The following is a 21967-nucleotide window of genomic DNA, read 5'->3' as shown; positions in this document are numbered from 1 at the left end:
CGCTAGCCGCCGCTCTTTACCGTGAGGAGGGCTCGAATGTCACGGTAAGGTCACGAGGCCCGGGAGAGTCGTCTCGATCGGCGTGCGCAGCACCGTGGTCGCCTGGTCGTCGTACGGCGTCGGCTGGGCGTTGAGGATGACCAGCGGCTTGCCTGCGTTCAGTGCGAGGTCACACAGACCTGCGGCCGGGTAGACCTGCAGCGACGTGCCGACCGCGAGGAAGAGGTCTGCTGCCTCGGTGGCGGCGACTGCGCGCGCCAGCACCTCCTGGTCGAGCGACTGGCCGAAGGAGACGGTGGCGGACTTGAGGATCCCGCCGCACACCTCACAGGCCGGGTCCTCGTCGCCCGAGTCCAGCCGGGGGAGTACGTCGGCCATCGGGATGCGGCGCCCGCACTGCAGGCAGTCGACGTACCAGACCGTCCCGTGCAGCTCGTGGACGAGCTCCGGCGACGAGCCGGCCTTCTGATGCAGGCCGTCGACGTTCTGCGTGACCAGCCCGGTCAGGCGGCCCTGACGCTCCAGCTCGACCAGCGCGCGGTGACCCGGGTTCGGCTCGGCCGTCCAGGCCGGCACCGACAGGCGGTGCTTCCAGGTCGCCACGCGCACCTCGCGGCTGGCGACGTACTCGTCGATGTCGAACATCGCCTCCGCCGCCGGGTCCTTCGTCCACACCCCCTGCGGCCCCCGGAAGTCGGGAATCCCCGAGGCAGTCGAGATCCCGGCTCCGGTCAGGACTGCGATGCGCTCTGCCTTGATCACACCTCAGACGGTATCCATTCGTCGGCCAGGACCGACATCACGATCTCGTCGACCCACTCGCCGTCCCACAGCAGTGCGTCCCGCAGTACGCCCTCGGCCGTGAAGCCGGCCTTCTCGTACGCGCGCCGGGCCCGCGGGTTGAACGCGTACACGCCCAGGCTGATCCGGTGCAGACCGAGCTGCTCGATCCCGTAGCCGACGGTCAGCCGGGTCGCCTCGGTGCCGAGACCGCGGCCCTGGCCGGCCGGGCCGATCAGGATCCGGAAGTTGCAGGACCGGTTGTCCGGGTCCCAGTCGTTCAGCACGGACTCGCCGACGACGGCGCCGGACGCCTTGTCGACGATCGCGAGGTCCAGCCGGTCGGTCTGGTCCTTGCGGGTCCGGTACCACTGGCGGGCCTGCTCCTCGCCGATCTCCCCGTGGCTGCCGGTCAGCCGGGTCACGTCCGGGTCGTCCATCGCGGCCGCGAGCGCGTCGTAGTCGGCCTCGTCCACGGGCCGCAGGACGACGAGGTCCCCGGTCAGCGTCGGTTTGTGCGCGAAGTCGGTCACGCCGCGCAGTGTGTCAGCTCACCCGCCGGACGACGTACTTGTTTTCCGCCGCCGACACCAGCTCCTGCGACCGCATCCGGCACCAGGCAGGGATGTCGGTCGCCGCGGCCGGGTCGTCGGCCAGCACTGTGACCGTGTCGCCGACGGCAACGGTCGGTAGCGCCTTGGCCAGTTTGATCACCGGGAGTGGGCAGAGCAGGCCGGTGCAGTCCAGGTCGACGTTCACATCCCCACCTCCGCCCGGATCCGCTGCACGATCCCGGGCAGTACGGCGCAGAACCGCAGTACGTCGTCGTGGCTCGTGTCGCGCCCCAGCGAGACCCGGACGTTGCCGTGGGTCAGCACGCCCATGGCCGCCAGTACGTGTGACGGCTGCAACGTGCTCGACGTACAGGCAGATCCGCTGGAGACGGCGAACCCTTCCGCGTCCAGCGCGGTCACCAGCGCCTCACCGTCCACATAGAGACAGGAGAACGTGAGGATGTGCGGCAGCCGGTCGTCCGGGTCGCCCACCACCTCCACGTCGGGAATGTCGGCGGCCACGCGGCGACGTACCTCGTCGATCCAGGCCCGGTGCTGCTTGTCGAGCGCGTCGGCCTCAGCGAGACGGGCCTGCAGCGCTGCAGCGGCGGCCAGCGTGTTCGGTACGTCGGGGAAGCCGGGGGAGAGGCCGTCCTCCCGTTCGTCCATCGGCCACGCCGGAGCGATCCGCGTGCCCTTCTGCACCGCCAGCAGCCCCACACCAGCAGGTCCACCCCACTTGTGCGCACTGGCCGCCAGCACGGACCAGCCCGGCGGTACTACGTCACGCCCGACGGAAGCGGACGCGTCAACGAGCACCGGTACGTCGCCACACGCCGCCGCGACCGCCGCCACGGGCTGGCGCGTCCCCACCTCGTGATTGGCCGACTGCAGTGCGGCCACCGCCACACCTGGACCCCGTACTGCGTCGGCAAACGCGTCGACGTCGACCCGCCCGTGGCTGTCGACGCCTACCTCGACACCTGCTCCGCCCGCGGTGTGCAGCACGGCGGAGTGCTCGACTGCGCTGTGCACTACCGCCGTACCGACCCGGTGCCTCGCGGCCCGTACAGCGGTCAGGCCGGCCTGGATGGCCGCCGTACCGGAGGTGGTCAGGTAGAGCTCGTCCGGCCGTACGCCGATCGCGTCCGCGAGCACCGCCCGGGCGTTGTCCAGGAGCAACCGCGCGGTCCGTCCTTCGTGGTGCAACCGCACCGGATCGGCCCACCCGGAATCGACTGCCGAGAGCAACATCTCCCGCGCCGCCGGGTGCAACGGCTCGGCCGACGCCGCGTCCAGATACGTACGCTCGCTCACACGGGAAACGCTAAGCCCTACCTATGCGCAGAAGCGCGAACGGTGTCCAGTAGTGTTTGGTCGTCAGTCTCACTTGGGAAGGGAAAGGCGCCCCGTGGGTTCGAACGGCACGCCCGGAGTGGAGGAGCGACCGGCAGGTTCTGCCGGCGCCACACGTCCGGCGAAGCGACGCCTGCTGGTCGGTGCGGCGGTGGTGCTCGGCACCCTGCTGCTCACCGGTTGTTCGTCGGCGACCACTGAGCAGTGGAAGCGACTCGGTCTGCCCGAGGGCGCATCGGACCGGACCGAGGCTGTCCGCAGTCTCTGGATCGGGGCCTGGATCGCCGCGCTGATCATCGGCGTGCTGGTCTGGGGGCTGATCCTCTGGGTCAGCGTGCGGTACCGCAAGCGCAACGACGAGGCCCCCCGGCAGGTGCGGTACAACCTGCCGCTCGAGGTGCTCTACACCCTGGCCCCGTTCGCGATCATCGGTGTGCTGTTCTTCTACACCGTCGAGCACGGCAACCAGGTCACCAAGATGGACGCCAGCCCGCAGCACACCGTGAACGTGGTGGGCCAGCAGTGGCAGTGGACGTTCAACTACAAGGAGACCGTCGACGGGAACGAGGGCGTCTGGGAGACCGGCACGCTCGACAAGCCCGCCACGCTGTGGCTGCCGGTGAACGAGTCGGTCCACTTCGACCTGACCTCGCCGGACGTCATCCACTCCTTCTGGGTGCCGTCGTTCTACTTCAAGCTCGACGTCATCCCGGGCCGGACGAACAAGTTCCAGCTCACCCCGACCAAGACCGGCACCTTCGCCGGCAAGTGCGCCGAGCTCTGCGGCCTCTACCACAGCCGGATGGTCTTCACGGTCAAGGTGGTCGAGCGGGCCGAGTACGACGCACACCTGAAGGAACTGGCCGCCAGAGGCCAGACCGGAGCCGCAACCGGTGGCGCCGACGCCACCACCATTCCCGGTACAGGGGAGGGCGAGAAGTGACCGAGTTCGCCGAGCGCACCGGCGCCATCGGTAGCACCACCGCGCTGCCCCGGCGGCGCACCAAGGGCCAACTGCTGGTCAAGTACCTGACGACGACCGACCACAAGCTGATCGGTCACATGTACCTGGTCACGTCGTTCGCGTTCTTCCTGATCGGCGGCGTGATGGCGCTGCTGATCCGCGCCGAGCTCGCCAAGCCGGGCCTGCAGATCGTGAACGAGGAGGTCTACAACCAGCTCTTCACGATGCACGGCACGATCATGCTGCTGCTGTTCGCGACCCCGCTGTTCGTCGGCTTCGCGAACGAGATCATGCCGATCCAGATCGGCGCACCGGACGTCGCGTTCCCGCGGCTGAACATGTTCAGCTTCTGGCTGTTCCTGTTCGGCGGCCTGATCACGATCAGCGGCTTCTTCACCCCGGGCGGCGCCGCCGACTTCGGCTGGTTCGCCTACGCCCCGCTGTCCAACGAGGTCCGCTCGCCGGGTGTCGGCGGCGACTTGTGGATCATGGGTCTGTGGATGGCCGGTCTGGGCACGATCCTCGGTGCGGTCAACTTCATCACCACGATCATCACCATGCGCGCGCCCGGGATGACGATGTTCCGGATGCCGATCTTCACCTGGAACATCCTGGTGACGTCGATCCTCGTCCTGATCGCGTTCCCGATCCTGGCCGCCGCGCTGCTGGTGCTGGAGGCGGACCGAACGCTCGGGTCGCACGTGTTCGACGCGGCCAACGGCGGACCGATCCTCTGGCAGCACCTGTTCTGGTTCTTCGGGCACCCCGAGGTGTACATCATCGCGCTGCCGTTCTTCGGCATCGTGACCGAGATCCTGCCGGTGTTCAGCCGCAAGCCGGTCTTCGGTTACATCGGCCTGGTCAGCGCGACCCTCGGTATCGCCGTGCTGTCGGTGGCGGTGTGGGCGCACCACATGTTCGTCACCGGTGCGGTGAACCTACCGTTCTTCTCGTTCATGACGTTCTTGATCGCGGTCCCGACCGGTGTGAAGTTCTTCAACTGGATCGGGACGATCTGGGGCGGGTCGGTGTCCTTCGAGACCCCGATGCTCTGGTCGATCGGCTTCCTGACGACGTTCCTGTTCGGCGGCCTGACCGGTGTCATCCTGGCCTCGCCGGCCCTGGACTACCAGCTGTCCGACTCGTACTTCGTGGTCGCGCACTTCCACTACGTCGTCTTCGGCACCGTGGTGTTCGCGATGTTCGCGGGCTTCTACTTCTGGTGGCCGAAGTTCACCGGCCGGATGCTCGACGAGCGGCTGGGCAAGCTGCACTTCTGGCTGCTGTTCATCGGCTTCCACACCACGTTCCTGGTGCAGCACTGGCTCGGCGTGGAGGGCATGCCGCGGCGTTACGCGTCGTACGGCGCCAACGAGGGCTTCACCACGCTGAACGAGGTGTCCAGCGTCGGTGCCTTCATCCTGGGCGCGTCGATGCTGCCGTTCTTCTACAACGTCTACAAGTCCCGCAAGGCGCCGCCGGTCGGTGTCGACGACCCGTGGGGCTGGGGCCGCTCGCTGGAGTGGGCGACCAGTTCCCCGCCGCCGCGGCACAACTTCGAGAAGCTGCCGCGGATCCGGTCGGAGTCGCCGGCGTTCGACCTGCACCACGCGGAGCTGGCCCTCGCGGAGTACCCGGACAACCGGACCGGCAAGGACAACCTGCTGGACGCCGGCGAGGACCAGGGCCGCGTCGATCACCTGCTCGAGCAGAGCGGTCAGTCGGCTGAGTCGGGTCAGTCCGGTACCGAGAACGACGGGAAGGACAAGGCGTGAAGGTCGAGGCCTGGGTCTTCGGGATCCTGAGTGTGTTCGTGGTCGTCGTCACGCCGATCTACTGGCTGATGTCGGAAGACCCGACCGGTACGACCGCGCTGGTGATGACGTTCTTCCTGTCGCTGCTGGTGGCGTTCTACCTGGCCGTCACCGCGCGCCGGATGGACGCGCGGCCGGAGGACCGCAAGGAGGCGGAGATCGCCGACGGAGCCGGTGAGCTCGGCTTCTTCCCGGCGCACTCCTGGTGGCCGCTGTGGTGCGCGCTGACGCTCGGCGTCGTCGTCCTCGGCGTCGTCTTCGGCTGGTGGCTGTTCATCGCGGGCTGCGCGGTGGGCATCATCACGCTGAGCGGCTTCATCTTCGAGTACTACCGCGGTGACCACGCTCACTAGTTGATCGTCGTACGAGAACGCCGTCCGGGAACGAACCGGGCGGCGTTTTCGTGCGTCTGAAGGAGTGCGACCGGGCACCGAGTGTTGTGGACCGTACCGGTTCGGTCGCGTGCGGTGCACGGAATTGTCGCTGCGGCAGGTTACCCTTACCGCGGTTTGACTAAACAGGGGAGAACTGGGGAATGGTGAGCGGTTCGGTAAGGAAGCACGGCCTGGCCGTGGCGGGGATCTGCGTCCTGCTGCTGGCCGGGACGGCCTGTAGCGACACGGAGGCCGGCGGGAGCGGCGGTGGCAGCCAGACAACCCCCAGCGCCTCCACCTCGCAGAGCAGCTCGCCGAGCGCCTCCACGACCCCGGACGGATCGCCGACGCCGTCGGAGACTCCCACGGCGGCCAGCATCGCGGTCGTGCCCGCCAAGGGCGCGTCGTCCGTCCAGCCGAACAACCCCGTCACGGTCACGACCACGGCCGGCAAGCTCACCGCGGTGACCTTGAAGGACGACGACGGCGACAAGGTCGCCGGCAGTTTCAACGCCGACAAGACGCAGTGGACGTCGCTGCCGCAGCTCAAGCCCGGTGCGACGTACACCGTGACCGGCTCGGCCGAGGGCACCGACGGCGCCACCGTGCCGATCAGCTCGACGTTCAAGACGCTCAAGGCGTCCAAGAGCCTCAAGGCCTCGGTCGTCCCGCTGAACGGCGAGACCGTCGGCGTCGCGCTGCCGATCCAGATCTTCTGGAACAACCCGGTCAAGGACCGTGCGGCCGTCGAGAAGCGGCTGTCGGTGAAGACCTCGGTCCCGGTCGACGGCAGCTGGCACTGGGTGAACAGCAAGCAGGTCAACTACCGCCCGAAGAACTACTGGCCCGCCGGCACCAAGGTCACGGTGAACATCGCCACCCAGGGCGTGAGCGCCGGCAACAACACCTGGGGCACCGCCAGCCGGACTATCGAGTTCAGCATCGGCAAGTCGGTGGTCACCAACGTCAACGTCAAGAAGCACCTGATGACGGTGACGATCAACGGCAAGGTCGCCAAGACCATCCCGATCACCGCCGGCAAGGACGGCTTCACCACCCGCAGCGGCGTGAAGGTGATCATGGAGAAGTACCCGGTGAAGCGGATGGACGCCGCGACCGTCGGCCTGAAGCCGGGCGACCCGGAGTACTACAACATCCCGGACGTGAAGTGGGCCCAGCGCGTCACCAGCTCCGGCGAGTTCATCCACGGCGCCCCGTGGTCGTCCGGCAGCCAGGGCAGTGAGAACGTCAGCCACGGCTGCGTCGGCATGAGCCTCAAGGACGCCCAGTGGTACTACAAACAGACGCTCCGCGGCGACCCGGTCATCGTCACCGGCACCACCCGCTACATGGAGCCCGGCAACGGCTGGACCGACTGGAACACCACCTGGGCCAAGTACAAGGCCGGCTCCGCACTGTCCTGAGTGTCCGTGAGGGCGGTTCCTACCCGCCAGGCCCGCCCTCACCTCTTAGCGCCGAACGCCGCCAACTGTGTCCAGTCCTCAAGCGCAGTGGTCAGCAGCTTCTTGACCGTGGTCTTCGCCTGCTCGAGGGCTAGGTCGACAAAGCACTGGCAACGGCGAAGGTCCTCGGAATTCATGAGGCAGAGCAGGATGCCGGTCAGCTGCACGCCACGAGCTGCCGCAACGACCTTTGCGTCGAATGGCAGCGGGATTCGCTCTATCAGCTCACGGGCGAACCGCTTCGCCAGCCCGCTCAGCCCGAACAGCCCGAGCACGCCACCGCCGAGCCATCCCATGAGCTCGTGCGCCTTGTCCTTCGTGGCGAGGATGAACTTCGCCACCTCCGCGAGCGACTTGCAGTGGCGCCGGCGCCGGGAGCGGGCAAGCTTGCGCAGTGTCTCCGACGATGCGTACTCGGCTGCGCGGTCGCTGACGGCTTCTTGCCAGCTGCTCGTGACGACCTCGGCGCACAGTTCGACGGCGCTGTCGACCCGCCTTCGTTGTGCGGCGGACAGGCTGCTGTACGAACGATCGGGTGCTCGACGAGGGCTCTTCTTGGCGGGCCGACGTCGCTGTCGCGTTGATCGCTTGCGTGCGGTACTCGTGCGGCCGGCGGAGCGGGTCCTCGCGGTGGTAGAAGGCCGCCGCCTGGAGGTCCCCGAGTTGGACGTCCGCGGGCCAGGGGCTCGCGGGCTGGGGGTGCGCATGTGCTTATGGCGCCAGCAGCGCATGCCCTCCTGCTTGACCGGATTCTTGCAGAGCCGGCCGTCCTCCTTGATCCACCCGCACTTGGCCACCTGTCAATCGTCGGCTAGCAGCGGTCTGGACCGCATCGGTCACGGTGTGTCGCCTCGGGTCGAGGAGCTGACGAGTACTGCGGTTCTTCGGAGTGACGGTTCGGCGGAGCCTGGCGGGTTGCATCGGGGAGGTGTACGACGGCCGCGAGTGCAGCCGCGGCGCCCCGTGGTTGCCCGGCAGCTAGGGCACCGAGAACGTCAGCCACGGCGCCCCGTGGTTTGCCCGGCAGCTAGAGCACTGAGAACGTCAGCCAGGGCTACGGCGGCATCAGCCTCAAGCGCGCCCCGCGGTACCCCCTCCGCGGCGCACCGCACATCGTCACCGCCACCAACCGCTACATGCTGCCCGGCAACGGCCGGATTGGAGCAGCACCTGGGCCAGGACAAGGCCGACTCGGCCTTGCCCTGGGAAGACCGCCTGTCCTCCGTCGACTGATGCGCGAAACTCGTCCGCCAGGTGATCTGCGACAGTGCGGAAGCGCGGATCGCGGCTGCGGAAACGCCGAAGCGACGCTAGAGTCCTCGCCTGTGGACATGCCCGACGACGTTTGGTCTGTGGCCGATGGCTTTCTGTTCGACGGCCGGATCATCAAGGCGCTCGAGCATCTGCGGGAAGCGGGTGGACTTTCGCTTCGCGACGCGATCGTTGTTGTAGATGGGCGCGTGAGCTTTCTGAAGGCGAACCACGCGGAGTGCTTCACGGTCCCGATTGAAACTTATGGTCAGGGCGTCTACTCCTGATGCCGGGGTCAACTTGGCGACATCGGTCGCCCGGACCGCGGCATGAGGGTCGGCGAGTCACCGTCGCCAGTAGTAGGCCGTCCTGTCCTGGGCGTAGGTGAGTCCGTAATCCCGTCCCGGTTCCGGAACTTCAACTTGGTCGACGGCGAGGTCTAGCGGCCGCCAGCCGGGGTCCCGTCGATGGCCGGCCTCGGTTGGCTTGCCGACAGCGATGAGCTGTCGCTGACACTCGATCAGAGGCCTGTTGGCGCCACCCATGGTCGCGAAGCGTAGTTGCGAGAGGTCGTCCTCCCATCCGCAGACCTCGCAGATCTCGTATGACCCGGGCTCCTCGTCGTACATCAGATAGCCGCAACACGGGCATGGGTACTTGGCCATGGCCGCAGCATCCCACCTCCTCTTGATCAACGCACGCGCAGAAGCTGGACGGCCACCCGTTGTCCGGCTTATCGGCAGATCCGTGCGTTGGCCGGCTGCCTCAGTTGGTCGCCAGGCCACGGCGCGGTCTGCAACCCCTCACCAGCTCCAGCAAGTTGGAAAGCGCAGGGGCGTCGACAGTGTCCCGCCGACGATCAGCGGGGCCTGATGCCTCAGTTGGCGGGTGCATCGACCAGGGCGAACTCGGCAGCCTCCCTGAGCACAGCCCCGTCCGCCTTCCACCGTGACCGCCGGCCAAGCGGTACGACGGAATCGCCTGCGATCGAGGCCACCCTCATCACTCCGGCCGAGCCTGGATCTGCCGCGTCATCCCACCAAGTCTCGGACACTGCCATAACACCCGCCCCGGATCCATCGCCGTGCGACGTTGCCCCGGTGGGGCGTGCCGCCGCCGGATGGGGTGGTGCTGCAGTCTCGGCCGGTGCTGTGGGGTGGAGTGGCGCCGTGGGGGGCGGCGCTGCGGGGTGGGGTGGCGCCGGGTGGGGTGGCGCCGTGGGGTGGGATGGTGCCGCCATGCCCGCACTGGATCCATCGACGTGGGGCCGTGATGCGGTTCGTTCCGGATGCGAGTGGGTGGTTGGCGCGGCTGGGTAGGGTCCCGGGGCCGTTGTGGGATTGGGTTGCAGCTGATTATGACGGTGGCGTCGGAGGTGGGTGGGTGGTGGGTCGGCCCACTTGGGACGGGCGACGTGGACGACGCCGTTGGTGATGGTGATGGTCCAGTGGCCGTTGTGCAGGTCGACGTGGTGACGACGGCAGAGCAGGGCCAGGTTCGTGATCTTGGTTTCGCCGCCGTCGATCCATGAGATCAGGTGGTGGGCGTCGCACATCACCGGTGGTGCGCCGCAGACCACGCAGCCTCGATCACGTGTGTTCAGTGCGCGGCGCATGGCTCTGGTGACGAGTCGTTCGCGGCGGCCGACGTCCAGGGGTTCGGAGTTCGAGCCCAGGACGATCGGGATGATGTTCGCGTCGCAGGCCAGCCGCCGGATCGAGGCCGCGGACAGCCCACCACTGTGGACCATGGTCCCCATCGCGTCGGTCGTGGCTGCTCTGAGGTCATCCAGGTCGATGGTCACGGTGATGTTCGCCTTCGCCCCGAACCCGGGCACCACACCCCGCGAGCCACCCGCCACCCCAACCCCCTCCCCACCAACCGAACCACTGCCAGCACCAGCACCAGCGCTCCCGCCTGTGCTCGCGTCAATGTCCGCGCCTGCGCGAGTGTCCGCGCCTGCGCCCGTGCCCGTGCCCGCGCCCGCGCCAGTGCTTGTGCTCGCGCCCGTGCCCGTGCCCGTGCTTGTGCCTGCGCCAATGTCCGCGCCGGTGCTTGTGCGTGCGGTGGTCGTGGGGTGGGTGGTGGCTGTGTCGAGGGTGGTGGCGGCGAGGGTGAGGGTGGTGGTGAGGGCGTCGGCTTGGCGTTTGGCGTGGGAGCGGGGGTCGGGCTGGCCGTCGATGGTTTTGTGGGGGCGGGCGCCGGTGATGATCAGGGAGCGGAGGAGTTCGGCGTTCTCGTTGGCGAGGTAGCCGCGGAACTTGACGCCGCGATCGGCCGGCGTGAGAGTGAGGGACTCGCGGGCGTAGGCCTCGTGTTCCTTGGGCTCGGGGCCGTCGGTGTCGAGGATGTCGCGCGCCTGTTCGGCGGCCTTGCGGAGTTCGGCTGGGGGCAGGTGTTTGGCCAGGCGGACCAGTTCGCGTTCGGCGACTTCGAGGTCGGCCACCGGGACGTGGGCCGGGACCTTCTCCAACGCGGTCACGATCTGTTCGGCCTGCGCCGGCCGCAACATCACAGGCCCGTCGCTACCCGTCCCGTCACCGCTCAGTCCGTCACCGCTCAGTCCGTCAACGTCCGGTCCGTCATCGCCCGGTCCGGTCTCGGTGTCGGGGAGGGCGGCGGTGACGGCGGCGTATTTCGGCAGGGCACGGGCGAGGCGGACGTCGCGGCGGGCGTGGTGGTGGTCGAGGCGGTAGCGGTACTGCAGGAACTGGACGGTGTCACGGGCGCCCACCTCCTCGGCGTACCCGGACTTGTCCAGGGCCGCGATGAGTCGTAGCCGGTGGGTCTCGAGGCGGGCGAGGTCGGCGTCGGCCCGGTCGAGAGCGCGCACCAGTTCGCGGTCGCTCATCAACTCAGGTGGCCTGTCCATACCCCGAACTCTAGACAGCGCCACCGACAGTTCTCGCCCCGGAATCCCCTTGTTTTGTGGGCAATCCGTGGGCCCACACAGCCCACACGCAGCTCATACCTCAGAACCGCGTCAGTGCGTCAGGGGCGCGCTTCCTCGGCGGCGTAGGACAGGACGCGTTCGGTGTCGAGGACGATCCAGGTGTCGACCCAGGTCCAGACCTGGGGCCAGTTCTGATCGACCGCGGCGCGTACGTCGTCGGGGACTTGGGTGACCAGCTCGGCGGGGCCTTCAGCAATGACCGCGATATGGCTCTCGTCGTCGTTCTCCGCGACGACCATGGTGAGCCAGGGGTTGGTCCGCAGGTTGCGGGCGCGGACCGACCCGGCCACCGCCGGCAGCCAGAACGCCCCTCCGCGGCGGATGTACATCGACATCGACGCGTGCGGGCGCCCGTCCGGACGCGTCGTACCGATGACCGCGTACTCCCGGCGGCCGAGGTAGCTCGTCAGCTGCTCGCCCGTCAGCCGCCGCTCCGGCGGGTACGTGCGCGCTGTCGCCGCGGTGGCACCTGCGAAGGTTCGATCCTGCAGTTCTGACAGCACCTCGGTCATGGTCACTCCTACGGGTCGTCCGGGTCTGCCACTCACGCTAGACGCGGGGGCCGCGGCCCGCTTCTCGATTCCTGACCACCGCCGCGGCGACCTCGTCCGCATGCAGCGCGGGGAGGGAGTGGTGGGTCGCCTCGGGGATGTGTACGACGGTGGCGCCGACGGCCTCGGCCCGCCGGGCCAGCTCGCGGGGATGGTGGGCCTTGGAGCGGTCGGCAACGACGACGGTGGTCGGTGGTAGCGCAGCGAACTGCTTGGGGCGCTGCGGCCTGACAGGGCGGCTGCTGGGCTCGACGGAGCCGAGGGCGGCCAGGTGGAGCCACTCCGGGTCGACAGGGAGGCCCTGGGTCTCCCAGTGGATAAAGGACTTGTAGCGGCGCTCTGACGGCCGCAGGAGCATCGGGAGGGCCCGCGCCACGTAGCCTGGTCTGAGGCCGGTGAAGCAGTCCGTGGGGTCAACCAGTACAAGCCGCGCCACAGGGGCCTGGAGCGCGTACGTGAGCGCCGTCCACGCGCCGTACGAATGCCCGACCAGCACCGGGCTCTGAAGCGGCGTCAGGACGCCGGACAGCCAGGTCATCAGCTCGGCGACGGTGCGCGGTGGGGGAGCGGTGCTCAACCCGGCATCGCCCGGCAGGTCCGGCGCGTAGACGCGGTACCGCTGGGCGAGCCGCGGCGCGACGGCGAACCACACCGCGGCCGTGGCGCCGTGCCCGGCGAGCAGCACCACCGGCGGGCCGTCGGCAGGCCCGCACACGTTCACATGCGTGCCGCCGAGATCGAGGTGCTCGACCGGTACGCCCCAGCGGTCGAGCAGAGCGTCGTACGCCTCCTGGAAGCCCATGTTGCCGAGGATAGCTCACTGAGTGAGGTAAATTGCCGGGTATGCGTGAAGGAGTGACCACGGCCGACCCGGAGCGGGCGGCGGCGTTGAACGTCGTACACCTGCTGCGTGAGGTCGCGTTGCGCCTCGAGCTGGCGATGGGGGAGTTCGCCCGTACGACGGGATTGCACGGGACCGACGTGCGCGCCCTGGTGCGCCTCCTGGACGCCGAACGCGCCGGACTCGAGCCGACGCCCACCTGGCTCGCGCAACAGCTGGGAATGACCTCTCAGGCCACGACGGCCGTCATCCACCGCCTGGAGGCCGCCGGCCATGTCGAACGCGTCAGAAGCCGGACCGACGCCCGCAGCGCGCACCTCCAGGTCTCGGACAGCGCCGTCGACCTCGGCTGGCAGTTCTTCGGCCCGCTGCTCAATCGCCTCACCGACACCACCCGAGCACTCGACACCGGCCAGCGCGCCGTGGTCCGGGACTACCTCACCGCGGTCAGCGAAGCGCTCGGATAAACGAAAGAGCCCCGGCGAGGTCGCCGGGGCTCTTTCGTGCTTACGACATTACGAGCGGTCGCTGGTGACCTCGCGGTAGGTCTCCGTGTCCTCCGTCAGCTCGTGGATCTCGTCGGCGTCGTGCGCGTGCTCGTGCGCCTCCTCGATCTCCTGCGCCGTCGGCTTCTGGACCGCGTCGGCGTAGTAGAACCGGGAGAGGGCGGCGCGGGCCTTGTACAGCGCGCGGCGCGGGGCGCGGACACCGTTGAGGTCGGTCTCCGGGCCGAGCTCGTGCGGCAGGACCCGGTCCCGCGCGGTGAGCGAGTAGGCCTCGTACGTCGAGATCGGCTGGTGCTTCTCGGTGTACTTGCCCTCCGGAGACCGCATGATGACGCCGGTCTCCAGGCCGTGCAGCAGCCGTTCCTGGTCGGCCCGCTGCAGCGAGATCGCCCAGCGGCGCGCGATCCAGAAGCCCAGGATCGGGCCGAGGATCACCGCGAACCGCAGGAACCAGGTCACGCTGTTCAGCGAGAGACCGAAGTGGGTGGCGATCAGGTCGTTACCGCCGCCGACCCACAGCATCGCGTAGAACACGATGAAGGCGACGCCGATACCGGTCCGGGTCGGGACGTCCCGCGGCCGGTCGAGCAGGTGGTGCTCACGCTTGTCGCCGGTGATCCAGCCCTCGATGAACGGATACAGCGCGACCAGCGTGACGAACGCCGGCGGAATGATCAGCGCGGGGATGATCAGGTTCCAGCTGAGCGTGATGCCCCAGAACGTCGACTCGAAGCCGGGGAAGATCCGGACCGAGCCTTCCAGCCAGCCCATGTACCAGTCCGGCTGGGAGCCCGCGGTCACCTCGGCCGGGTTGTACGGCCCGTACAGCCAGACCGGGTTGATCTGCAGCAGCGCGCCCATCAGCGCGGTGATGCCGAAGACCACGAAGAAGAAGCCGCCGGCCTTGGCCGTGTACACCGGGAACAGCGGGTAGCCGACCACGTTCTTCTGCGTCCGGCCGGGACCGGCGTACTGCGTGTGCTTGTGGTACACGACCAGGAACAGATGGACCGTGACCAGCGCCAGGATGATGCCGGGGATCAGCAGCACGTGGGCGATGAAGAACCGTGCGACGAAGTCGTCACCCGGGAACTCGCCGCCGAAGATGAAGAAGTTCATGTACGTGCCGACCACCGGTGACGCCTGGATCATGCCGTTGGTGATCCGGAGACCGGTACCGGACAGCAGGTCGTCGGGGAGGCCGTAGCCGATGAAGCCCTCGATGATGCCGAGGAACAGCATCCCGAAGCCGATCAGCCAGTTCAGCTCCCGCGGCTTGCGGAACGCGCCGGTGAAGAACATCCGGAGCAGGTGCACCATCATCGCGGCGATGAACAGGATCGCCGCCCAGTGGTGGATCTGCCGGATCAGCAGACCGCCGCGGACGTCGAAGCTGATGTCCAGCGTGGAGGCGTACGCCTCCGACATGTGCAGGCCCTTGAGCAGGCTGTACGAGCCCTGGTACTCGATCTCGGCCATCGAGGGCTTGAACCAGAAGGTCAGGAAGGTGCCGGTCAGGATCAGGATGATGAAGCTGTAGAGCGCGATCTCGCCGAGCATGAACGACCAGTGGTCCGGGAAGATCTTCCGCAGGTTCTTCTTCCCGATCTTGCCGATGCCGAGGCGATCGTCGAACCACTTGACCGGTCCGGGGAACTCTGTGTTAGTCGACACTGTTGTCACCCTCGTTCGAAGAAGCTCGGGCCGACCGGCTCGGTGAAGTCGCTCTGCGCGACCAGGTAGCCCTCACTGTCCACAGCCAACGGTAGCTGAGGCAGCGGCCGCGCCGCAGGGCCGAAGACGACCTTGGCGCTGTCGGCCAGGTCGAAGGTCGACTGGTGGCAGGGGCAGAGCACGTGGTGCGTGGTCTGCTCGTACAGCGAGATCGGGCAGCCGACGTGGGTGCAGATCTTCGAGTAACACAGGATGCCGTCGATGCCCCAGTTCTCGCGGCCGGGCTTGGTGCGGATCTCGCTCGGCTTGATCCGGACCACGATCACCGCCGCCTTCGCCTTGGCGTTCTGGTACGCGGCCGGGCTCTCCTCCTGCAGCTCGGCCAGGTTCGCCGGCTGCGCGTTGACCAGCTGGCCGACGACCAGGTCGGCCGGCTTGATCGGGCGGTCGGTGACGTCGTTGACGATCCGGATGCCCTTCGCCCAGATCGTGGTGTACAGCGCCCGGCCCGGCAGCGGGCCGAGGTCGCGGAGCAGGACGACGGCCGGCAGGCCGAGCGCGGCGAGCGCGCCGATCAGCGAGTTGCGGATCATCTTGCGCCGGGTGAAGCCCGACTCCGCGGTGCCCTGCTTGAAGGCCTCGGTGATCTCGGCGATCTGCTCCGGCGAGGAGTGCGCGGCGTGCCGCTCCTCGGAGATCTCCTCGTCGACCATCAGCTTCTTGGCCCACTGGATCGCGCCCGCCCCGATCAGGAACAGCGCGAGCCCGATGCACAGGCCGATGGTCATGTTGTTCGCGTTGCCGGACAGCGGGCCGAACTCGATGATCGAGTCCCGCGGGATCGCGAAGTACGCCACGCAGGCGCCCAGCACGAGCAACGTCGCCAGACCGAACATCCCCGACACCTGGCGCTCGACGCGGTCGGCCGCCTTCGGGTCGATGTCGGTGATCCGCGGCTCGTGCGGCTCGATGCCCGGGTCCGGGATCGGCTCCGCCAGCTCGACGTCGCCGTGGTGCTCCTCCGGCTTCGCCGGCAGGTTCTTCTCAGTCACTTGGCCTTCGCTCCCTTGGCCTTGACGCCCTTGGCGCCGATCCAGACCGCTACGCCGACCAGCAGGCCGATCCCGACGAGCCAGCCCCACAGGCCCTCGGAGACCGGGCCGAGCCGGCCGAGACCGAAGCCGCCCGGGTCCTTCTGGGTCTCCAGCGCCTTCAGGTACGCGATGATGTCGCGCTTGTCCTCGGGCAGCATGACCTGGTCGGAGAAGACCGGCATCTGCTGCGGGCCGGTCAGCATCGCTTCGTAGATGTGCTTCTCGTCGACACCCATCAGCGACGGCGCGTACTTGCCGTTCGGCAGCGCGCCACCGCGGCCGGCGAAGTTGTGGCACGCCGTGCAGTTGGTGCGGAACAGCTCGCCACCGCGGGTGACCTGCTCGTCGGTGGCCTTGCTCACGTCGTACGAGTCCGAGGCCGGGACGGCGGGGCCGGGGGCGAGCGAGGCGACGTACGCGGCCAGGGCCTCGATCTCCTTCTCCGAGTACGCCGGAGCCTTCCGCGGGACCTGCGCGCCGGGCTGCATGGCCGGCATCCGGCCGGTGCCGACCTGGAAGTCGACCGCGGCGGCGCCGACGCCGATCAGCGACGGGCCGGCCATCTGGCCCTCGCCGTTGCCGGCGCCCTCGGCGTTCAGGCCGTGGCAGCTGGAGCAGCCGACCGCGAAGAGCTTCTTGCCCTCCTCGATCTGCTGCGACTGGGCCGAGTTGTCGGCCACCGCGCTGTCAGGGGCGAAGGCGGCGTACGCCGAACCCACTGCCAGGAGGCCGAACAGGAGCACGACGAGGCCGGCGGACCGGTGCCGTCGTCGCGCGGAGAGAAAGCGCGCCGGTGACAAGGGATGTCTCTTCTCACTCATTTGAGCAGGTAGATGGTCGCGAACAGGGCGATCCAGACCACGTCGACGAAGTGCCAGTAGTACGACACGACGATCGCCGAAACAGCCTGTTCGTGGGTGAACTTACGAGCCATGTACGTCCTGGCCAGGACGAACACGAAAGCGATGAGGCCGCCGGTCACGTGCAGACCGTGGAACCCGGTGGCCAGGTAGAACACCGAGCCGTACGCGTCCGAGGAGATCGTGACGCCCTCGTGCACCAGCTCGGCGTACTCGGTGACCTGGCCGCCGATGAAGACCGCGCCCATGAGGTACGTGAGGATGAACCACTCACGCATGCCCCAGGCCCGGATGTTCAGCAGCGAGCCGGTGCGCCCGACCTTGCCGTGCTCGGCGGCGAAGACGCCGGCCTGGCAGGTGAACGACGAGGCGACCAGGATGAACGTGTTCACCGAGGCGAACGGCACGTTCAGGTGCTCCGTCATGACCTGCCACAGGGTCTCCGTCCCCGGAGCCGCGGCGGCGGTCGTCACCGACCGGATCGTGAAGTACGCCGCGAACAGGGCGGCGAAGAACATCAGTTCGCTCGAGAGCCAGACGATCGTGCCGACACTGACCATGCTGGGACGGTCGTGGTGTCCGTGTTCACGGGACGCTGGGAGCGCGGTTGCAGTGGCCACGCGGTCATTATGTCGGTCCGCGCGTTCAGCGCTACGACCACCCCCGTGCATGTCGCCGACCGGCTGTTCTTACTGTGGAAGCGTGCTTCCCCTTCACGCCGCACCGGGCGACCAGATCGAGCCGCTCACACCGGCCCGGTTGCTGACGGCATGGACCTTCGAACCGGTGTTACTCGGCGTGATCGTCCTGCTCGGCGGGCTCTATCTGTACGGCGTCCACCGGCTGCGCAAACGCGGTGACAAGTGGTCCCGCGGCCGGACGTTCGCGTTCGTCGGCGTCGGTCTGGGGAGCGCCGTGATCGCCACCCAGTCGGTGCTCGGCACCTACGACACCGTGCTGCTCAGCGTGCACATGGTCCAGCACATGATCCTGTCGATGCTGACGCCGCTCGCGATGGCGCTCGGCGCGCCGGTGACGCTGGCGCTGCGGACGCTGCCGCAACGGCCGCGCAAGTGGTTGCTCTCCGTGTTGCACTCGTGGTTCGCGAAGCTGATCTGCTTCCCGCTGATCGGCTTCGCGCTGTTCGTGATCAGCCCCTGGGCGCTGTACTTCACCGGCTGGTACGACGCCACGCTCCGGTCGACGCTGCTGCACGACCTGCTGCACCTGCACTTCGTCCTGGTCGGCTCGGTGTTCTTCTGGCCGTTGCTGGGGCTGGACCCGGTGCCCGGCCGGGTGATCTACCCGTTCCGGCTGCTGATGACGTTCCTCACGCTGCCGTTCCACGCGTTCCTCGGCATCACGATCATGGGCGCCAGCACGCTGATCGCCGAGGACTGGTACACCAGCTTCGGCCGGTCGTGGTCGCCGTCGCCGCTGCGCGACCAGTACATCGCGGGCGGCCTGCTCTGGGGCTCGGGCGACATCGTCGGGCTGGTGTTCTTCGCCGTACTGTTCGTCCAGTGGGTGCGTGAGTCGCAGCGCGAGGCGCGCCGCGAGGACCGCCGCCTGGACCGTTTGGAGGAACAGGCTCGCCGGTCCGAACAGGCGCCCCGGTAGCATTCCGGTGTCCAGTCTTCTTTAGAACACAGCTTGGGATGGATCGATGAGTTCAGAGCGTCCGCTGAAGGTCCTGGTCTACAGCGACGACCGTACGACGCGGGAGTCCGTCCGGCTGGCCCTGGGCAAGCGCCCGGCGGCCGATCTGCCCGAGCTCGAGTACGTCGAGTGCGCGACCGAGCCGGCCGTGATCAAGACCATGGACAAGGGCGGGATCGACCTGGCGATCCTGGACGGCGAGGCCGTCCCGGCCGGCGGCATGGGGATCGCCCGGCAGTTGAAGGACGAGATCTTCCAGTGCCCGCCGGTGCTCGTGATCACCGGCCGGCCGCAGGACGCCTGGCTGGCGACCTGGTCGCGGGCCGAGGGCGCGGTCTCGCACCCGATCGACCCGATCAAGCTGGCCGACGTCACCGCGGACCTGCTCCGGCAGCGCGTGGCCGGCCTGCCCGCCACCACCGCCTGACCGACGATGGCCGTGACGACCTGGCCGCAGGTGCTCAATCCGCTGCTGCGGCGCGAGGACCTGGAGGCGTCCGCCACCGCGTGGGCGATGGAGCAGATCCTGTCCGGAGCGGCGTCGCCGGCCCAGCTCGCCGGTTTCGTGATCGCGCTGCGCTCCAAGGGCGAGACGGTCACCGAGGTCGAGGGCCTGGTCGCGACGATGCGCGACTTCGCCACCAAGATCTCGGTGCCGGGCCGGACGCTGGACGTCGTCGGTACCGGTGGTGACCAAGCCCACACGGTGAACATCAGCACGATGTCCGCGATCGTCGCCGCCGGCGCGGGGGCGAAGGTCCTCAAGCACGGCAACCGCGCGGCCTCCTCGGCCTGCGGTGCCGCGGACGTCCTCGAGGAGCTGGGCATCCCGCTCGACCTCACCGCGGCGCAGGTGGCCGACGTGGGGGAGCGGGCCGGGATCACGTTCTGCTTCGCGCCGGCGTTCCACCCGGCGCTGCGGCATGCCGCCGTACCGCGCCGGGAGCTCGGCGTGCCGACGACGTTCAACTTCCTCGGGCCGCTGGCGAACCCGGGCAACCCGTCGGCGCAGGCGGTCGGTGTCGGCGACGGCCGGATCGCCGGGCTGATGGCCGGGGTGCTCGCGCGGCGCGGGATCGACGCGCTGGTGTTCCACGGCGACGACGGGCTCGACGAGCTGACCACACGGACGACGTCGCAGGTGTGGAGCGTCGGCGGCGGCGAGGTCGAGGGGCCCGTCACGCTGGACCCGCGGGAGCTGGGCATCGAGCCGGTGGCGGCGGAGGCGTTGCAGGGCGCGGACGCGACGTACAACGCGAAGGTCGTACGGGCACTCGTCGACGGCGAGCCGGGCGCGGTCCGGGACGTCGTACTGCTGAACGCCGGTGCGGCGCTGGCGGCGTACACGCCGGAAGCGGGCACCGTGATCGAGCGGATCCGGACCGGGATGGACCGGGCCGCCGAGGCGATCGACTCGGGCGCGGCAAAGGACACGCTGGACCGGTGGATCGCGGTGTGCGCCGAGGTTCGCGGCTGAACTTGCTGTTGGTGAAAGGCCGGCGAGCGGGTCCCTCGCCGGCCTTTGCTGTCACTGCTGGATCTTGACCTGGGTGATCTTGTAGCGCCAGACGTTCTGCCAGGCCGGGGTGGAGCCGGCCAGGTCGGCGATCGAGATGGCCGCGGTACCGTCGCCGCGGTCGATCAGCGCGATCATCACCGTGGAGAACGTCTCCTTCAGCAGCGGCTCCTTGACCGCGACCCGGGCAACAATCTCGTGGCCGGGGTGGCCGTCGACGGTGATCGCCTTGTGGGTGGTGCCCTTCAGGATGTTCGGCTTGTCGTACAGGCGGCCGATGGCGCGGGCGCCGATCTGGATCGCGGCCTGCTTCCGGCCGGCCGGCGTGTTCTGGTACGGGATCTCCGGCGGCAGCTGCCCGAAGGCGACGTAGTTGCCCCAGGCGCCGCCCTTGCCGTTGTAGTTCTTGTGCACCGTGAGCCACACCGCGGCGCCGCCCCAGAGGCCGGTGCGCTCGTAGGTGTTGCCCCACGCCGAACTCATCACCGGCATCGAGTCGTTGTTGGCGGCAACGATCTGGGTCCCGAGCACCTTCCCGTACGGCGTCGGCGTCTTGGACGGCTTCACCGAAGGACTGACGGTCTCGAGCGGCTTCCCCGACGGCAACGCGACCGGGGTGATGGCGTCCGCCTTCCGAGCGATCCACCCCACACTCAACCCAGTAGCCGCCAACGCAGCCACCACCAACACCAAGGCCCCCACAAGCCGAGCCCGCCCACCGTTCCCACCCGGGACAAACTCACCCCCCTCACTACCACGCCCAGCCGAGCCATCCCCCACATACGGCCCCGCCGCCCGAGCCACAGCCCGCCCAAACGCAGGATCCCCAACCCCACCACCCGCGAGCCCGTATCCACCACCAGCCTGCGGCCCACCGTGCGCACCCCCGGCCTGCTGCCCGAGCCCACCACCGGCCTGCTGCTCGCCGTGCATGCCCCGAGCCTGACCGGCCTGCGGCTGACCGTACGGATTGCCCTGCGGACCTGCATGCTGACCGCCCTGCCCAGCACGATGCTGCCCAGCCTGCGGCCCACCGAACTGACCGCCGCCCTGCACCTGCCAACCACCCTGACCGTGCCCCGGCTGCGGCGCCTGCGCCACACCCCACATCTGCCCACCAGCTGCCGGCTGCGCCCCCTGACCCTGGCCAGTTTGCCCTTGCCCACCTTGCCCAGGCTGCGGCTGCCCGCTACCCGCCTGTCCGGCACCAGGGCGTCCGTCGCCAGGCATCGCCGCGCCGGCCTGCCCGCCACCCGACTGCCCGGGAGCCTGCTGCCCGGTGGCCGGCGGCCCGACACCCGGCCGTGCGTGACCGGACGGCCCATGGGGGCCCTGTGCCGCCTGCCCCGGCTGCGCCTGCCTACCGCCGTACTGCGAACCAGCAGGCGGACCCGCATGCTGCGGCTGCTGCACACCCGGCTGCTGCGCGCCAGACTCCTGCGCACCATGCCCGGGTGCACTGGACTGGTGCGCCCCATGCTGCGGTGCACCTGACTGCTGGCCACCGGGCTGTTGCGCGCCCGACTGTTGTGCACTGGGCTGCTGTGAACCGGACTGCTGTGAACCGGGCTGCTGCTGAGGCCCAGCCTGCTGTGGAGCGGCTTGGGGCGGTACGACGACCGACTGCCAGCCCGACGCTTGCGTACTTGGCTGCTGTTGCTCGTTGGCCTGTGGCGGCCGGTTGGTCCAGTGCTGCTGCTGCGGAGGAGGAGCCGCGTGCTGCCCGCGGACACCCGCCGAGCCAGGCGCTGCCGGAG

Annotated in this window: 24 protein-coding genes; 10 read left to right on the top strand and 14 right to left on the bottom strand. The window is 68.7% G+C overall.

What is annotated here, in order from left to right; genetic code table 11:
• Nucleotides 1–39: 39 nt before the first annotated feature.
• The 4 genes from ABN611_RS37975 to ABN611_RS37960 are packed head-to-tail and all read right to left on the bottom strand — an operon-like array spanning nt 40 to nt 2651.
• On the bottom strand, nt 40–762 hold the full coding sequence (locus tag ABN611_RS37975) for a Sir2 family NAD-dependent protein deacetylase (protein WP_350277140.1): 723 nt from the start codon (nt 760–762) through the stop codon (nt 40–42).
• Complete coding sequence (locus ABN611_RS37970) at nt 759–1313, bottom strand: GNAT family protein (RefSeq protein ID WP_350277139.1); 555 nt, start codon at nt 1311–1313, stop codon at nt 759–761. The genes ABN611_RS37975 and ABN611_RS37970 overlap by 4 nt, the downstream gene beginning before the upstream one ends.
• A 13-nt stretch (nt 1314–1326) precedes the next feature.
• A complete protein-coding gene (locus ABN611_RS37965; RefSeq protein WP_350277138.1) occupies nt 1327–1539 on the bottom strand; it encodes a sulfurtransferase TusA family protein in 213 nt (70 codons plus the stop codon).
• The gene (locus ABN611_RS37960) at nt 1536–2651 is read right to left on the bottom strand and encodes an aminotransferase class V-fold PLP-dependent enzyme (protein ID WP_350277137.1); all 1116 of its coding nucleotides are present in this window, start codon (nt 2649–2651) and stop codon (nt 1536–1538) included. The genes ABN611_RS37965 and ABN611_RS37960 overlap by 4 nt, the downstream gene beginning before the upstream one ends.
• A gap of 94 nt (nt 2652–2745) precedes the next feature.
• On the opposite strand from ABN611_RS37960, the gene coxB reads away from it, so the two are divergent.
• The 4 genes from coxB (at nt 2746) to ABN611_RS37940 (ending at nt 7266) form a co-directional block, all read left to right on the top strand.
• Nucleotides 2746–3633, top strand: a complete 888-nt coding sequence (coxB, locus tag ABN611_RS37955) for a cytochrome c oxidase subunit II (protein WP_350277136.1) — start codon at nt 2746–2748, stop codon at nt 3631–3633.
• 119 nt (nt 3634–3752) lie between these two features.
• Nucleotides 3753–5429 (top strand): cytochrome c oxidase subunit I, encoded by a 1677-nt coding sequence (ctaD, locus tag ABN611_RS37950; protein WP_350281739.1) that lies wholly within the window; start codon nt 3753–3755, stop codon nt 5427–5429.
• A complete protein-coding gene (locus tag ABN611_RS37945) occupies nt 5426–5821 on the top strand; it encodes a cytochrome c oxidase subunit 4 (RefSeq protein ID WP_350277135.1) in 396 nt (131 codons plus the stop codon). The genes ctaD and ABN611_RS37945 overlap by 4 nt, the downstream gene beginning before the upstream one ends.
• A 182-nt stretch (nt 5822–6003) precedes the next feature.
• Nucleotides 6004–7266, top strand: a complete 1263-nt coding sequence (locus ABN611_RS37940) for an Ig-like domain-containing protein (protein ID WP_350277134.1) — start codon at nt 6004–6006, stop codon at nt 7264–7266.
• 38 nt (nt 7267–7304) lie between these two features.
• Here the strand turns inward: ABN611_RS37940 and ABN611_RS37935 are convergent, their stop codons facing one another.
• Complete coding sequence (locus ABN611_RS37935; RefSeq protein ID WP_350277133.1) at nt 7305–7646, bottom strand: hypothetical protein; 342 nt, start codon at nt 7644–7646, stop codon at nt 7305–7307.
• Nucleotides 7647–8630: 984 nt separating this feature from the next.
• Here ABN611_RS37935 and ABN611_RS37930 point away from each other — a divergent pair.
• Entirely contained in the window at nt 8631–8843 is a 213-nt protein-coding gene (locus ABN611_RS37930) for a hypothetical protein (protein WP_350277132.1), read from the top strand.
• A 57-nt stretch (nt 8844–8900) separates the two neighbouring features.
• Here the strand turns inward: ABN611_RS37930 and ABN611_RS37925 are convergent, their stop codons facing one another.
• From ABN611_RS37925 to ABN611_RS37910, 4 genes are all read right to left on the bottom strand, one after another.
• Entirely contained in the window at nt 8901–9221 is a 321-nt protein-coding gene (locus ABN611_RS37925; RefSeq protein ID WP_350277131.1) for a CPCC family cysteine-rich protein, read from the bottom strand.
• 212 nt (nt 9222–9433) lie between these two features.
• Nucleotides 9434–11407, bottom strand: a complete 1974-nt coding sequence (locus ABN611_RS37920; RefSeq protein ID WP_350277130.1) for a DUF222 domain-containing protein — start codon at nt 11405–11407, stop codon at nt 9434–9436.
• Between the two features lie 140 nt (nt 11408–11547).
• Complete coding sequence (locus tag ABN611_RS37915; protein WP_350277129.1) at nt 11548–12021, bottom strand: pyridoxamine 5'-phosphate oxidase family protein; 474 nt, start codon at nt 12019–12021, stop codon at nt 11548–11550.
• Nucleotides 12022–12058: 37 nt separating this feature from the next.
• Nucleotides 12059–12862: an alpha/beta hydrolase gene (locus ABN611_RS37910; protein WP_350277128.1), complete on the bottom strand. Its 804-nt coding sequence runs from the start codon at nt 12860–12862 to the stop codon at nt 12059–12061.
• Nucleotides 12863–12903: 41 nt separating this feature from the next.
• Between ABN611_RS37910 and ABN611_RS37905 the strand changes: the two genes are divergently transcribed.
• Complete coding sequence (locus ABN611_RS37905; protein ID WP_350277127.1) at nt 12904–13368, top strand: MarR family transcriptional regulator; 465 nt, start codon at nt 12904–12906, stop codon at nt 13366–13368.
• A 48-nt stretch (nt 13369–13416) separates the two neighbouring features.
• Here ABN611_RS37905 and ABN611_RS37900 read toward each other — a convergent pair whose 3' ends face one another.
• The 4 genes from ABN611_RS37900 to ABN611_RS37885 are packed head-to-tail and all read right to left on the bottom strand — an operon-like array spanning nt 13417 to nt 17595.
• On the bottom strand, nt 13417–15090 hold the full coding sequence (locus ABN611_RS37900) for a cytochrome bc complex cytochrome b subunit (RefSeq protein ID WP_350277126.1): 1674 nt from the start codon (nt 15088–15090) through the stop codon (nt 13417–13419).
• Nucleotides 15087–16133, bottom strand: a complete 1047-nt coding sequence (locus ABN611_RS37895) for a Rieske 2Fe-2S domain-containing protein (protein ID WP_350277125.1) — start codon at nt 16131–16133, stop codon at nt 15087–15089. The genes ABN611_RS37900 and ABN611_RS37895 overlap by 4 nt, the downstream gene beginning before the upstream one ends.
• On the bottom strand, nt 16130–16996 hold the full coding sequence (locus ABN611_RS37890; protein WP_350277124.1) for a cytochrome c: 867 nt from the start codon (nt 16994–16996) through the stop codon (nt 16130–16132). Before ABN611_RS37890 ends, ABN611_RS37895 begins: the two co-directional genes overlap by 4 nt.
• Nucleotides 16993–17595, bottom strand: coding sequence for a heme-copper oxidase subunit III (locus ABN611_RS37885; protein ID WP_350277123.1), 603 nt, complete (start codon nt 17593–17595; stop codon nt 16993–16995). Before ABN611_RS37885 ends, ABN611_RS37890 begins: the two co-directional genes overlap by 4 nt.
• 142 nt (nt 17596–17737) lie before the next feature.
• Here ABN611_RS37885 and ABN611_RS37880 point away from each other — a divergent pair, with 142 nt between their 5' ends.
• From ABN611_RS37880 to trpD, 3 genes are read left to right on the top strand one after another with little or no spacing between them, the layout of a single operon-like run.
• Nucleotides 17738–18655 carry a cytochrome c oxidase assembly protein gene (locus ABN611_RS37880; RefSeq protein ID WP_350277122.1) on the top strand — a complete coding sequence of 306 codons (918 nt, stop codon included), beginning with the start codon at nt 17738–17740 and terminating at the stop codon, nt 18653–18655.
• 46 nt (nt 18656–18701) lie between these two features.
• Nucleotides 18702–19121, top strand: a complete 420-nt coding sequence (locus ABN611_RS37875; protein ID WP_350277121.1) for a hypothetical protein — start codon at nt 18702–18704, stop codon at nt 19119–19121.
• Nucleotides 19122–19127: 6 nt separating this feature from the next.
• Nucleotides 19128–20171, top strand: a complete 1044-nt coding sequence (gene trpD / locus ABN611_RS37870; RefSeq protein WP_350277120.1) for an anthranilate phosphoribosyltransferase — start codon at nt 19128–19130, stop codon at nt 20169–20171.
• Nucleotides 20172–20222: 51 nt separating this feature from the next.
• On the opposite strand, the gene ABN611_RS37865 is transcribed toward trpD, so the two are convergent.
• On the bottom strand, nt 20223–20861 hold the full coding sequence (locus ABN611_RS37865; RefSeq protein WP_350277119.1) for a hypothetical protein: 639 nt from the start codon (nt 20859–20861) through the stop codon (nt 20223–20225).
• Nucleotides 20862–21086: 225 nt separating this feature from the next.
• Between ABN611_RS37865 and ABN611_RS37860 the strand changes: the two genes are divergently transcribed.
• Nucleotides 21087–21704 (top strand): hypothetical protein, encoded by a 618-nt coding sequence (locus ABN611_RS37860; RefSeq protein WP_350277118.1) that lies wholly within the window; start codon nt 21087–21089, stop codon nt 21702–21704.
• Nucleotides 21705–21967: the final 263 nt, after the last annotated feature.

This window comes from Kribbella sp. HUAS MG21 (genome assembly GCF_040254265.1).
Classification (GTDB): domain Bacteria; phylum Actinomycetota; class Actinomycetes; order Propionibacteriales; family Kribbellaceae; genus Kribbella.
The sequence above is the reverse complement of the archived record's forward strand: the minus strand, read 5'-3'. Positions and strand labels throughout refer to the sequence as shown.